A 13,151-nucleotide genomic window follows, 5' to 3' on the forward strand; every position below is an offset into this window, starting at 1 on the left:
AAGAATATTTCCTGCGTAACTCCTTAAACTATAGATGCTTGACTATTTAGGGAGGGATTCTGAATGGGACGCACGAAAAAAGGAAACCGCAATGCTCAAAGCAACACGAATGCTAAAAGAGGAAATCGCACGAGTTCCGAATTAGTCGAATTTACAACTGGGCAGGAAAACGCCAAGAAAAACCGACCACAAGAATAGGAACATCCGTCATAAATACAACACAACCGGAAGCAGCGGGACATCGTCTGCTCCCGGTTGTTCTTTTTGTAAGAAGGAATCCACCACCCAATCCCGAATTAATAAATGGAGAACATGATTGGGAGGAATACGAAATGAAGGAACATATGCTGTTTCAACAAATGGAGTTCATTCGGATGCGCACACTCGCTGCACTGGACGCCACTAACGAACAACAGGCGGATGACATTCCTGAAGGATTTAAAAATTCGATCCGGTGGAATCTGGGGCATATCCTGTTATCCCAGGAAAACCTGTTATTTTCTTTTGTAGGAGAAAACGATCGCCATTCCCTTCCGACTGAATATGGAGAGCTGTTCGGATTTCATACCAGTCCCCATACCTGGAACGGTCTCACTCCCCCTGCACTTAGTGAGCTTCGGGAAAAGTTGGAGGACCAGCCGCGACGGATGAAAGAAGCATTCTCGGGTCGCTTGGATGAATTGGGAGAGAAACCGTTTGTCCTTGGTGAACATACCACGTTTACAACGTTAGCCGAAGTCCTCTCCTTTACGAATTGGCATGAGGGGCTGCATCAAGGTACCATCACAGCCATCAAACGGGTACAAGGTATAGAAAATCTTTGGGAAAAAGCTGAAGAGAAGGTAGAAAGATAAAAAGACATGCCGGCATACTCCGCCGGCATGTCTTTATTTACTATGAAATAATAACAGAAAATCGCCATATCCTTCCTCTTCAAGCTTTTCTTTAGGAATAAACCGCAAAGAGGCAGAGTTGATACAGTAACGAAGTCCTTTGGAACCCGGTCCATCCGGAAAGACATGGCCAAGATGGGAATCCGCTTCCCTGCTCCTGACTTCCACCCGGGTAGTCCGATGGGAGAGATCGTATCGTTCGCTGACGCTTGCGTCCATGACCGGCTTTGTAAAGCTGGGCCATCCACAGCCGCTGTCATACTGGTCTTTCGACGTGAAGAGGGGTTCCCCTGACACAATATCCACGTATATTCCTTCTCTCGTGTTATCCCAGAACTCGTTTTCATATGGTGGCTCCGTCCCATTTTCCTGGGTGACGAAATATTGCATCTCTGTTAGCTGTTCTTTTAAATATGATCGATCCTTAGGCCAATATTTCTTCAGGAAATCCTCCCTGCTGCGTTTGTATAGCGCATATCGGAAAGCGTTTTTCTTGTGGAAATCCTGATGATAGTCTTCCGCAGGATAAAATTCCTTTGCGGGGAGGATTTCGGTCACAATAGGGTCTGCAAACCGTCCACTCTTCTCCAATTCACTTTTAGAGTCTACGGCAAGCTTTTTTTGATGATTCGTGTGATAAAAGATCGCTGTCCGGTATGAGCTTCCCCGATCTTTGAATTGGCCTTCAGGATCGGTTGGGTCGATTTGTCTCCAGTAAAAGTCCAGGAGTTTCTCATACGGAAATAAGACAGGATCAAATAGGATCTGCACTGCTTCATAATGACCCGTTTCGCCTGAGATCACTTCTTTATAGGTAGGATCGGGAGTCCGTCCTCCTGTATAGCCTGAAATGATCTCTTCGATTCCTTCCTGATTCTCAAAGGGTTCCACCATACACCAGAAACAGCCTCCTGCAAACGTGGCTTTCTCCATTTCAAAACACCTCCTTCGTTTCACGTGAAACATTGCTGTGGTTCACCCTTCAAAGTACAGGTGGTAATGGGTCTGACATCCGGGATTAAAAGCGGACTGACAATGGGGGCAGACCGATTGGCAATTCATGTATTGTAAAATCGTTAACTCGTTATGGCATTCTCCGCACAGAATCGCTTTCGTATTCCACTCTTCCGGTGACCAGAGGATGGGATCATGATCCGCCACTTCTTTGTGACATGAGTGGCAAGGATAATAGGTGTTACAGCATTTGAATTTAATGGCGATGATATCCTTTGATGTTCGATAATGCTTACATTTTGTTTTAGAATCCACTTCCACTCCAGATACCGGGATCAGCTTTTCAGTCATGATCATTTCCTCCACACTGTTATTCTTTGTTTATATTCCTATAAAAATCAAAACAGTTTACCTATTCATGCTAGTCTATTATTCTAACTGTACTATACAATGAATAGTAACAGAAAGGGAGGGGAAGATTCTTGAAGTTAATCGTGTTTGGAGCAACCGGCGGTACAGGTAAAGAAATTGTCAAGCAAGCTTTGGCTGAAGGCCATAAAGTCACAGCTTTTGTAAGAAACCCATCTAAACTAAACGGTGACGATCCACTATTGACCATTATTCAGGGAGATGCTTTAAACGCTAAAGCAGTGGAAGACGCATTAGCGGGACAGGAAGCCGTCATATCCTGTCTTGGTTCGGATGGATTGAAGGAAACCACCGTTCTTTCAGACATGACAAAAAATATCCTGACGGGAATGAACACCCACCACATTGAGCGTATCGCTTACGTAGCATCAGCCGGCATCCACAAAGAAATACCCGGCCTTCAAGGGAAACTGGCACAATTCATCCTACGTAATGTGCTGAAAGATCATAAGAATGCCGTAGAAGAAATAAAGAAACATGACGTTCGCTACACGATTGCAAGACCTATGCAATTGACCACCCAGCCCCTGTCAAAGACGTATCGTCAAGATGAAAATTCAATCCCGGACAAGGGACGTAAAATAGGCCGGGCAGATGTCGCTCACTTTCTATTACAAAGTGTCATTCAAGGGAAGCACATCAATGAATCTATTGGCTTAGCTTACTAAATAAGTAAAAAAGGGGCTCGGCATTCATCCATATGCCAGCCCCTTTCATCATGTATGCTCAAGTATTCCATTCAGATCACTATAGACAAAATCAGGCTTTACCCCAAGTTCATCCATTACCTTATCCTGACGGTTGATCCATGCCGTATTGAACCCAAAGTTGGCCGCTCCAGCAATATCCCACGGGTTTGAAGACATAAACAAAACCTCTTCCCTTTTGACGCCAAGCTTCTTAAGGACAAGCTGATAAGACATCGGAGTGGGTTTGAATTGTTTGATTTCATCCACTGTCAATACCTCATCCAGCAGGTGCCCGAATGAAGACTGCTCCACCAGTGGTGAGAGCATATCAAGGGAGCCATTTGAGAAGATGGCGGTTTGATAAGATTTCAGTTCCCAGAGTACACTCTCTACTTCCTCATAATGAGTCAATTCCAGATAAGCATCCAACAACTCCTTCTCTTTGTCATCAGATAGATCGACTCCCACATGGACACATGCGTAATGCAGGGCATCCCTCGTGATGGAGTAAAATGTGGTATATGTTCCCATCAGCTGACGGAGAAAGCTATATTCCAATTGTTTCTGACGCCACACCTGACTGATTTCCTCCCCTTTATCCGGAAAGAGTTCATTACATTTTTCAATAACGGAATGGACATCGAATAAGGTACCATATGCATCGAACACAAACGCTTTTATCGTAAGATTTGACATACTTATCCTCCTAACAGATTCTCCTTATATAATAGACCATTTCCAACATCTTAAACTTCCACAAGCCCACCCGGACGAAGGCACATTCATTTTCAGTACGTCTTTGTTTGTGGTATAGTACTTCGAGCATCAATATCTATCATGGAGGTGGTCAAAAATGACTGGTGAACAACATGCTCAAGCATCTCCTTCACATACAAAGACGATTCTTTTTTTAAGTTTGACCATTTGGCTCGTGGTCATGAATACGACCATGTTCAATGTAGCCCTTCCGAATGTATTGAACGATTTCTCTTTGGCTCCTTCTGAAGGAGCCTGGATCGTATCGGGGTATTCAATTGTACTTGCCATTTGTACCATTACGTATACCCGTTTAGCTGATTACATCCCTATCAAACGATTGCTCATCATTGGGATTACCATCTTCGGCATAGCCTCATTGACTGGCTTCTTTGCCAATACATTCGCATGGTTATTGCTTTCACGATTGTTTCAAGCGGCAGGGGCAGCAGCCATCCCTGGTCTATCCATGGTATTTGCCGGACGGTTTGTCCCCTTGGAAAGGCGTGGAAGGGCCCTTGCGATGATCGCTTCCGCTTCTTCCCTTGGGTTTGGATTGGGTCCCGTTGTAGGTGGCGTTATCACAGATTACCTGAGTTGGAATTATTTATTCCTGATAACATTATGCGTACTTGGAATGATCCCCGTACTGTACCGCTTTCTACCAAATGAGACGACAAGAAAGGGATACTTTGATGTTTGGGGAGGATTGCTGACAGGAATTGGCATCACCTTCTTCCTGCTATTCATCTCAACGTTTCATTGGTACTACTTCGCAGGTGCCGTCGTTTTCTTCGGTGGATTATGGATTCGGATTCATAAGATTGAGATTCCCTTTATTCAGCCCAGCTTGATTCGGGATAAAGGCTACAGGCAAATTCTATATATGAGTTTCCTTGGGTTTGTCACTCATTTCGCCATCCTGATCGTCATGCCCCTCATGCTTCAGCATGTATTCGGCAAAAACCCGACGGCTGTCGGATTCATCATTTTCCCTGGAGCGATGCTGTCTGCAGTCGCAGCCATATTTGTAGGAAGACTAATCGACCGCTACGGGAATATCAGAGTGATGTTTCTTGCTCATATTCTTCTGATCGTTTCGACTGTCCTTTTTTATCTCTTATCACCACACAGTGAGTATATGATCATGTTAGCCTATATGTTTACAAGCTTCGGATTTTCCAGTCTTTCTTCAAGTTCGACAAACGAAGTGTCCCGTGTCATGAGCAAGGAATTGACTGCCTCAGGTATCGGGATGAAGCAGCTGATCCACTATGTCGGGAGCGCATCCGGTTCCGTCCTTGGCGGAATAATCGTGGAGATGGGAGGAGCAGATTTCCCGGTAAGCTCCTTTCAGAACACTTTCCTGGTTCTGATCGGACTCATGACGCTGTCTCTCTTACTCTTGCTTTTATATCGCAGACATGTTCATTCATCATAGGTAAGGAGTCCAGGCAGATTTTTCTGCCTGGATTTTTTTTGGACTTTTCCACCAGATCTTCATCTATGTGGATTCCCCTCATGCCATTAAGGGTATAGTAAGAAAAAACACAATAGAACAGGGGAATTCATTTGAAGAGCAAGAAGAAGTGGTATAAAAAGAGAAGCTGGTGGATCGGCGGTGTTATCATTTTAATCCTGACGGTGGTCATGATATATAACCGCGTAAAGCCTTTGCCGAAAGGAATCTCCTACGCCAGCGACACCTATGCCATACCGGAAGAGGACGTGGAATTCTTATACGACCTCACCTATCAGAAGGATGGGAAAGAACGATATGATCAATCGATCTTTGATGAAGTCTATCAAACCATTGAAGAGGCAGACGATTTTCTTATTTTGGACTTATTCTTAGTTAATGGCTATACAAAGGGTGACCGTGATTATCCCAAGATCAGTGAAACATTATCCAGAAAGATTAAAGAACAGATGAAAAAGAAGCCCGACCTGAAAGTGGTCTTTATCAGTGATGTCGTTAACACGACTTACGGCTCCCATACAGCCAAACAAATTGAACCTTTAGAAAAACTCGGTGCTGAAGTGGTCTTTACCGACTTAAATCGTCTTAGAGATCCCAACCTCTTATATTCCGGTGTGTGGAGGACCGCCTTTGGCTGGTTTGGGCAGGAAGGTACCGGCTGGCTGCCCAATCCCATGGCACCCTCCGCACCTAAGGTAACAATGAGGTCATATTTGAAACTATTGAATGTCAAAGCGAATCACCGGAAAATCGTCATAACGGAAAAAGCCGGACTCATCCTGTCCGCCAATCCCCATGACGCCAGTGGTTTCCACTCGAATATCGCATTCAAGGTAAAAGGAGACATCCTGAAGGATATGGTAAAAGCCGAAAAAGCGGTTGCGGCTTTTTCAGACGGAAATGTGGATGCCTTCCCTACTGAAGAAGAGGTCAATGATTCCGTCAAAGCCCTTCCACCCGGCGAGTCGACTGTCAACGCTCAGATCCTGACGGAAAGAGAAATTCAAAAAGGGGTGGTAAAGGCATTAGATGACGCGGAAAAAGGAGACGAAGCATGGATCGGCATGTTTTATCTGGCGGACCGGGATATCATCGACGCCATTGAAGATGCGGCAGAACGCGAAGTGGATATTCGTTTAGTCCTGGATCCGAACCAGAACGCCTTTGGACAAGAAAAAATCGGACTTCCTAACCTGCCCATCGCAGCCGAGCTTCACAAACTGGAGAACGAACATATCACCATCAGATGGTATAACACGAATAAAGAGCAATATCACACGAAATTCATTTATGTAAAAGGGGAAAAGCAAAGTACGGTAATTGGAGGATCGGGCAATTATACGTCCCGAAATCTGGATGATTATAACCTGGAAGAAAACGTGAAACTGACGGCCCCGACAGACAGTAAAACTATAAAGGAAGTCGATGACTATTTCGACCGGATTTGGAACAACAAGAACGGGACATACACTGTGGACTATGAAAAATACCAGGATAAGCTGCCGGCTGTAAAGTATGTTATGTATATCCTCCAGAAAATTTTTCAAGTGACAACATATTAGGTTTTGACATTTGAAAAAAGGGGAAATTACCTTATAACAACACAAAAACATTACATGGAGGTAAGAAAAAATGGGTATTATCTTGTACTTAATTGTTGGTGGAATCATCGGTTGGTTAGCTGGTCTCATTTTAGGTAAAAACGTCCCTGGTGGAATCATCGGAAACATCATTGCAGGTATCATCGGTGCCTGGATCGGTGGGGAACTTCTTGGAAGCTTCGGACCGTCCCTTGCAGGAATCGCTATCATCCCGGCATTACTGGGAGCGATCATCTTCGTATTCCTATTAAGCTTACTTCTAAGAGGAATGAGAAGAACGTCTCATTAAGAATACTAAAAACCCCTGGATTCCCAGGGGTTTTTTATTTGTGCCAAAATGACATAAAAAAACAGCCCATGCAGGCTGTCCTCTTAATACGTCATTGATTTCTTATGTCTCCTCTTATTCCGATACTTCTTGTAAATCGGGTAAATGATAGGTCCCCATTTGATCAGTCTTCCGATTAATCGTTTCATAAAGGTAACCTCCTTTGTATACGTATCTATACCCGAATAGGCAGAAAGAAAACATGTGCTAGAATGAAGGCATGACGAATAACGGGGTGTTCCACATGCATATTACAGAAGAACTAGCTTATCCAATCATAGCGAAATTGAAGACGATCGTACATTACAATATCAATATCATGAACGAGTCCGGCGTCATAGTTGCCAGTACAGATTCAACGCGCATGAATCAAGTTCACGAAGGGGCTCTTTATGTCCTTAAGCAGAAAAGTTCATTGATCATTTTTGAAAATGACCTGGATAAGTATCATGGTTCTAAAGAAGGCATTAACTTACCTATTGAGTTCATGGGAGAAATCATCGGGGTCGTTGGGGTGACCGGCTCCCCCCTGGAACTGGATCAGTTTGTGAAAATGTTGAAGGTCACCGTAGAAGTAATGCTTCAGCAGGTTCATTTCCACAATCAATTGCAGCACCAAAAAACATTGATGGATAATTGGCTGCTTGATTTAGTACACCCCCATTATTTTGATGAAAGAAAAAATGAAGCGTTCGCTCATCACTACATACATCTTGAAACCAGCCAACCTGTTCAAGTACTATTGGTACAGTTCACCAACTTATTCACCCACTCTACCACCAACATGCCTTTATCCATGGTCAAAGAAGATCTTCTGAAGAGAATAAAGCTTCAACTACCAAAGCTTCACTTTCAATCTTTTATCAACGACTCCCACTGCGTCGTCGGGATCCCTGCAAGCGTCTGCCCCACTAAGGGTGAAGTCATCACTTTGGCCAAGCGTTTGCAGCGGCATTTACAGGAGAAGGCTTTCATTGTAAAAACAGCAATCGGTCATGTCTACCCAGGCGTCGTCGGGTATAGAAAATCGTATTTGGAAGCACACAGTTCCCTGGAATTACAAGAAAGCTTCCCTCAGTTTTCCGATCATATTCATATACAGGATTGGGGCATCATGGATTTTATCAAGCGCATCCCCCTCGAGATTCGCCAGGAGTTTATGAATCGCTATCGTGAGCAGACTTTTCAGCTAAGCGACACCTTGCGACATACCCTTCAACGTTTGTTTGACTGCCAATTGAACATGAAAGAAACGGCGAACGCTTTACATATTCACCGGAATACCCTTCTTTACCGGCTTGAGAGTGTCGAAGAACTGACGGGTCTTAGCCCCAGAACATTTGATGACGCAATGATACTGCGTTTTATCTTATTGATTGATGACATGAATAAAGAATAATAGAAAAATGATTGTGCACATGCACAATCATTTTTGTTTTCGCCCGGAAATGTTTAGGAGAATTCACATTGTAACCGCTTTCTTCACTTGGTTAAATAGAGTAATAGATTATATTTTCTGAAAAAGGAGCCGCTATGAATATTCTTATTGCCCCCGATTCATTTAAAGGTAGTTTAAGCTCTTTAAAGGTTGGAGCCATTATGGAGAAAGCCTTTCTGGATGAATCAACAAGCTTTCAAACGAACGTCATCCCCATGGCTGATGGAGGGGAAGGGACTTTGGATACCCTCTTTTACGCAACTGGAGGGGAGAAAGTACCTGTAACAGCCACCGGTCCTTTAGGGGAAAAGGTCTCTACTGTATATGGTGTTTTAGGAGATAAGAAAACAGCTGTCATTGAAATAGCTTCCATCGCCGGGTTACCTATGGTGCCTGGTGAAAAACGCAATCCATACCATACCACTTCCTTTGGCATCGGAGAAGTCATTACAACAGCGATGGATGACGGGTTCCGAACGTTCATTATTGCCCTGGGCGGCAGTTCGACGAATGATGGTGGATTCGGCATGCTTCAAGCACTCGGCGTTACCTTTCAGGATGAAGGCGGAAACGCTGTCGGGCCATTTGGAAAGGATCTTGAGTCCATTGCAAAGGTGGACTGGAGCACCCTCCATCCCCTAGTAAAAGAATGTACCTTTCACATTGCTTCCGATGTTGAAAATCCTTTGTGTGGAAAGACAGGGGCATCTCATGTATTCGGCCCACAAAAAGGGGCCACCGAGGAACAGGTGAAGGAGCTTGATCAACAACTATATCACTATAGTCTATTGCTTCAAGAAGAAAAAGGAGTTGATTTTCAACACACGAGCGGTGCCGGAGCAGCCGGAGGACTCGGTTTTGCCTTCTTGCATCTGGATGGAAAGATTGAATCAGGAGCAAAGCTGGTTGCTGAAGCGACGAAGCTTCCAGATGCCATTCGTCAGGCTGATTGGGTCCTCACCGGGGAAGGTCAGAGCGATTATCAAACATTGTTTGGAAAACTCCCTTCTTATATCGCAGCCATCGCAAAACAACTCCATACTCCCGTATCTCTTATCGCAGGGAGTTTAGGAGAGGGGTATCAACAATTATACGACAATTTCTCCAGCTGTCATTCCATTAGTATCGGTCCGATGGCTTTAGAGGAGAGCATCAGTCGAGCAGAAGAACTGCTTTACCATGAAACAAGGAATATCGCACGAATTTTACATTTAACAAAGGGATAAACATAAAGGGGGAAATTCTCATGTCAGGAATTTGGTTATTTACGGTCATTGTCCTAGGGGTAGGATTTATCATTTTCACAACGGCAAAATTAAAGCTTCAGCCCTTTCTATCATTATTGTTTGCCGCTTTCTTAGTCGGTATCTTTGCAGGCTTGCCACTGGATACGGTTGTAGAGGCTGTCAACGGCGGGTTCGGAGGATTAATGGGGTATATCGGGATCGTCATCGTAGCAGGTACCATTATCGGGACGATTTTAGAGAAATCCGGTGCCGCTCTCAGGATGGCAGAAGTGGTTCTTCGATTAGTAGGGGAAAAAAGACCACAGCTGGCTATGTCCTTGATTGGGGCCATCGTCAGTATCCCCGTCTTCTGTGACTCCGGATACGTGATTCTCTCAAGCCTCAAAAAAGCATTGGCCAAACGGGCAAAAGTGGCTCTTGCCTCCATGTCTGTTGCACTTGCCACTGGGCTTTATGCCACCCATACCCTCGTGCCGCCGACTCCGGGTCCCATTGCCGCAGCCGGGAACATCGGTGCAAGTGACTATTTGGGAACCATTATTTTAATCGGGATGATTGTAGCCATCCCTACGATTCTGGCAGGTTACCTGTGGGCTGTTAAGGTCGCAAATAAAATTGAGATCGAGGGAGAAGATGAGCTCGATCTGGATTATGACGAGATCGTCAAATCCTTTGGGGAGCTTCCTTCAACGTTTAAATCTTTTGCCCCGATTGTCCTTCCGATACTCTTGATCGGTACAGGATCTGTCGTCAGCTTCTTCCAGTGGAAAGGCGGAGCCGCAGATGTTCTCTTATTCATCGGTTCACCCGTCGTTGCTTTACTGATTGGTGTCCTTGCTGCATTTGCCCTTCTGCCAAAATGGGATGAAGAAACCCTTAATGGCTGGGTGAGTCAGGGAATGAAGGATGCTACCAATATCTTATTGATCACAGGTGCGGGAGGAGCATTCGGTTCCGTCATTAAGGCGACTCCCGTTGCAGAGTTGATTCAAGGGATTGCAGACGGAGGATTACTTTCCGGTGCCCTCGTCCTCTTGATTCCATTTATTGTGGCAGCTCTATTGAAATCAGCTCAGGGATCTTCAACCGCTGCCCTTGTCATTACCTCTTCCCTGATTGCTCCTCTCCTCCCACAAATGGGGATTGACGGTGCCGTACCCCTCGCGTTAGTGGTCATGGCCATCGGTGCAGGAGCCATGACGGTCAGCCATGTCAATGACAGCTACTTTTGGGTTGTCACGCAATTCAGCGGCATGAAGGTTACAGATGCTTATAAGGCACAGACTGCCGCTACGCTTGTTCAAGGTTTAACCGCCCTTGTCTTTACTTTATTATTGTGGATGATACTTGTTTAACTGAGAGAGGGTGTCCCTTATTGGGGCACCCTTTTTTATGTAAATAGCAGAGACACTGTTTTGTAAACAAGGCTCCACACTACCTTTACATTCGGCTGATACTCTTGAGGCAGAAAAGGAGGTAAGCATCATGAAGAATTGGTTAAAAAAAGGATTCGTACTAATGTTGATATTTTCTCTTTTCCCACTGTCAGTCCAAGCACTGGACAACCCTTTCAGCTCTGCCGGCGAGCGTGATGGAGGGATCGGAAACACTACTCATTACGTAGATGAGTTCCCAAATATCTCACTTGATCAAAAAGTGAACCAGATTATTTACCCTTTATTTGCAACGCCCGCCATTAAGAAGAAAGGCGAGTCCCTCACCATCCAGGTTGATACCCAAGGAAAGGAAACTGGATCTTGGTCTGTTAAATTAAAGCAAACCAATCACTCTTCTCTTACCAGTGATTACGAATTACCAGTCAAATCGGTACAACCAGGGAAATCCCATTGGAAGGACAGCTCTTCCATTGTCGATGTAACAGTCTCCATTCCAGAAGGGACTCCACAGAGATTATATGATCTAGAGGTGACCTATACAGGAAACGGAAAAAGGATCACAGATGAGCAGCCTCATTCCGTCAAAGTCGTCGATGAATATAAGAAGAACTTTTCCTTCTTACATTTGACCGACACTCACATAGGATCTCCGCGTAATCTTGGGAATACCGATGACCCTTCCTCCTTCACGCCTGGACGCGCGAAGGAAACGGGGATGTGGGATCCAGACCCAACTAAACGCTGGTTATACCTGCAGAAAGCCATTAAAGAAGTCAATTTAAAAAACCCCGATTTTGTTGTCATTACAGGAGACCTGATGTTCGGTCAACTGAACCCTCTCGAGTATATTTATGAATACGAAGAAACCTATAAAATGCTACAAAAGCTGAATGTCCCTGTCTATATCGTCCCTGGAAACCATGATTACTACGCCCAGGATGCGACACTGACGGATGGAGCAAAGTACTGGGAGAAGTACTTCGGCCCACAATACTTCTCGTTTGATTACGGCCCATACGCCCATTTCATCGGGTACAACTCGTTTGATTGGAATAAATTCGACCGAAGCGGAACCGGTACGGTTTCTGTACCAACCTGGGGCGGCCAGATCCGGGAAGAACAGTTGAACTGGGTGAAACAAGATCTGCAGGAGAATGCCAAAACCGCACAAAGTGACCAAATCCGCGGCCTCTTCTCACACCATAATCCATTATGGCGCGACAGAGATATTTGGCCACAAGACGACCCTGACGTTCAAGAATACTGGAAGCAATATGACGAACAACATGACCCTCAACGCTTGAGCACACTGATCCTAGGTGAAAAATTAGGGATTAAATATGATCAGCAGTGGCATGGGGAAAACGCCAAAGAATTGATCGATATCATGAAGGCGAATGATGTGACAATCAGTCTCCATGGACACACTCATATTGACGATGTAACAAAGGAGGATGGCATCTTATATACAACCACCACGGCCATTGAGTTATCCGGTAAGCCATGGGTAGGCTTCAGAGACTTTTCCGTTCAAAACGGTCAGATCTCATCCTACAATTACGAAGAACCCGATCGTTCCATCCCTGTTTACCAAAACGGCGATACAGAAGGCGGCACCATGTCCTTTGACGCCGATTATCTGAACGAGAACGATGGAAGTGCCGCTTCTCAGCGAGTAGATATAACCAATCGTTTAAACAAGCCTTTAAAGGTCACCATTCCTTTATATATGGCAGAAGGAAATTATACTGTATCTAAAGGAAGCATCACACAAAACTACGCTTCAGATGGCAAGCAATATTTAGAAGTACAAATCACCATTCCGGCGAACAGTACTGAGATCATGAATGTTCAAAAGAAATAGTGATATAAAGATCCCCTTTCCATCTATTATTGGAAAGGGGATCTTTTCACCATGAAGCTGATTCCTGCCCGGGAA

At 44.7% G+C, this 13,151-nt stretch carries 13 protein-coding genes; 10 read left to right on the forward strand and 3 right to left on the reverse strand.

Annotated features, from left to right (window positions below):
• The first annotated feature begins 63 nt into the window (after nt 1–63).
• The gene (locus M1J35_RS22660) at nt 64–198 is read left to right on the forward strand and encodes a hypothetical protein (protein WP_256503940.1); all 135 of its coding nucleotides are present in this window, start codon (nt 64–66) and stop codon (nt 196–198) included.
• 134 nt (nt 199–332) lie between these two features.
• Nucleotides 333–854, forward strand: coding sequence for a DinB family protein (locus tag M1J35_RS02235; protein ID WP_254652676.1), 522 nt, complete (start codon nt 333–335; stop codon nt 852–854).
• A gap of 33 nt (nt 855–887) precedes the next feature.
• Here M1J35_RS02235 and msrB read toward each other — a convergent pair whose 3' ends face one another.
• Both msrB and M1J35_RS02245 read right to left on the reverse strand, forming a co-directional pair.
• Nucleotides 888–1,859 (reverse strand): peptide-methionine (R)-S-oxide reductase MsrB, encoded by a 972-nt coding sequence (msrB, locus tag M1J35_RS02240; protein ID WP_254652677.1) that lies wholly within the window; start codon nt 1,857–1,859, stop codon nt 888–890.
• A gap of 9 nt (nt 1,860–1,868) precedes the next feature.
• Nucleotides 1,869–2,198 (reverse strand): CHY zinc finger protein, encoded by a 330-nt coding sequence (locus M1J35_RS02245; protein ID WP_254652678.1) that lies wholly within the window; start codon nt 2,196–2,198, stop codon nt 1,869–1,871.
• Nucleotides 2,199–2,329: 131 nt separating this feature from the next.
• On the opposite strand from M1J35_RS02245, the gene M1J35_RS02250 reads away from it, so the two are divergent.
• Nucleotides 2,330–2,944 (forward strand): NAD(P)-dependent oxidoreductase, encoded by a 615-nt coding sequence (locus M1J35_RS02250; protein WP_254652679.1) that lies wholly within the window; start codon nt 2,330–2,332, stop codon nt 2,942–2,944.
• A gap of 48 nt (nt 2,945–2,992) precedes the next feature.
• Here M1J35_RS02250 and M1J35_RS02255 read toward each other — a convergent pair whose 3' ends face one another.
• Entirely contained in the window at nt 2,993–3,661 is a 669-nt protein-coding gene (locus tag M1J35_RS02255; protein ID WP_254652680.1) for a haloacid dehalogenase type II, read from the reverse strand.
• A gap of 157 nt (nt 3,662–3,818) precedes the next feature.
• Here M1J35_RS02255 and M1J35_RS02260 point away from each other — a divergent pair, with 157 nt between their 5' ends.
• The 7 genes from M1J35_RS02260 to M1J35_RS02290 all read left to right on the forward strand — a co-directional run bounded on the left by M1J35_RS02260 (nt 3,819) and on the right by M1J35_RS02290 (nt 13,076).
• Nucleotides 3,819–5,162: an MFS transporter gene (locus M1J35_RS02260; protein ID WP_254652681.1), complete on the forward strand. Its 1,344-nt coding sequence runs from the start codon at nt 3,819–3,821 to the stop codon at nt 5,160–5,162.
• A gap of 131 nt (nt 5,163–5,293) precedes the next feature.
• Nucleotides 5,294–6,763 carry a phospholipase D family protein gene (locus M1J35_RS02265; protein ID WP_254652682.1) on the forward strand — a complete coding sequence of 490 codons (1,470 nt, stop codon included), beginning with the start codon at nt 5,294–5,296 and terminating at the stop codon, nt 6,761–6,763.
• Nucleotides 6,764–6,833: 70 nt separating this feature from the next.
• Nucleotides 6,834–7,091, forward strand: a complete 258-nt coding sequence (locus M1J35_RS02270) for a GlsB/YeaQ/YmgE family stress response membrane protein (RefSeq protein ID WP_034764945.1) — start codon at nt 6,834–6,836, stop codon at nt 7,089–7,091.
• 283 nt (nt 7,092–7,374) lie between these two features.
• A complete protein-coding gene (locus M1J35_RS02275) occupies nt 7,375–8,529 on the forward strand; it encodes a CdaR family transcriptional regulator (RefSeq protein ID WP_254652683.1) in 1,155 nt (384 codons plus the stop codon).
• Between the two features lie 200 nt (nt 8,530–8,729).
• Nucleotides 8,730–9,794: a glycerate kinase family protein gene (locus M1J35_RS02280; RefSeq protein WP_371928708.1), complete on the forward strand. Its 1,065-nt coding sequence runs from the start codon at nt 8,730–8,732 to the stop codon at nt 9,792–9,794.
• Nucleotides 9,795–9,814: 20 nt separating this feature from the next.
• The gene (locus M1J35_RS02285) at nt 9,815–11,170 is read left to right on the forward strand and encodes a GntP family permease (RefSeq protein ID WP_254652685.1); all 1,356 of its coding nucleotides are present in this window, start codon (nt 9,815–9,817) and stop codon (nt 11,168–11,170) included.
• Nucleotides 11,171–11,300: 130 nt separating this feature from the next.
• Nucleotides 11,301–13,076, forward strand: coding sequence for a metallophosphoesterase family protein (locus M1J35_RS02290; RefSeq protein ID WP_254652686.1), 1,776 nt, complete (start codon nt 11,301–11,303; stop codon nt 13,074–13,076).
• The last annotated feature ends 75 nt before the right edge of the window (nt 13,077–13,151 follow it).

The sequence above is a fragment of the Rossellomorea sp. KS-H15a genome (genome assembly GCF_024195245.1).
In the GTDB taxonomy this organism is placed as follows: domain Bacteria; phylum Bacillota; class Bacilli; order Bacillales; family Bacillaceae_B; genus Rossellomorea; species Rossellomorea vietnamensis.

Bases quoted from the DNA above. Each gene is read 5' to 3' on its own strand.
- M1J35_RS02260 (WP_254652681.1), top strand. From the start codon at position 3,819: ATGACTGGTGAACAACATGCTCAAGCATCTCCTTCACATACAAAGACG.
- M1J35_RS02285 (WP_254652685.1), top strand. From the start codon at position 9,815: ATGTCAGGAATTTGGTTATTTACGGTCATTGTCCTAGGGGTAGGATTT.
- M1J35_RS02255 (WP_254652680.1), bottom strand. From the start codon at position 3,661: ATGTCAAATCTTACGATAAAAGCGTTTGTGTTCGATGCATATGGTACC.
- M1J35_RS02270 (WP_034764945.1), top strand. From the start codon at position 6,834: ATGGGTATTATCTTGTACTTAATTGTTGGTGGAATCATCGGTTGGTTA.
- M1J35_RS02290 (WP_254652686.1), top strand. From the start codon at position 11,301: ATGAAGAATTGGTTAAAAAAAGGATTCGTACTAATGTTGATATTTTCT.
- msrB (WP_254652677.1), bottom strand. From the start codon at position 1,859: ATGTTTCACGTGAAACGAAGGAGGTGTTTTGAAATGGAGAAAGCCACG.
- M1J35_RS02245 (WP_254652678.1), bottom strand. From the start codon at position 2,198: ATGACTGAAAAGCTGATCCCGGTATCTGGAGTGGAAGTGGATTCTAAA.
- M1J35_RS02235 (WP_254652676.1), top strand. From the start codon at position 333: ATGAAGGAACATATGCTGTTTCAACAAATGGAGTTCATTCGGATGCGC.
- M1J35_RS22660 (WP_256503940.1), top strand. From the start codon at position 64: ATGGGACGCACGAAAAAAGGAAACCGCAATGCTCAAAGCAACACGAAT.
- M1J35_RS02275 (WP_254652683.1), top strand. From the start codon at position 7,375: ATGCATATTACAGAAGAACTAGCTTATCCAATCATAGCGAAATTGAAG.
- M1J35_RS02280 (WP_371928708.1), top strand. From the start codon at position 8,730: ATGGAGAAAGCCTTTCTGGATGAATCAACAAGCTTTCAAACGAACGTC.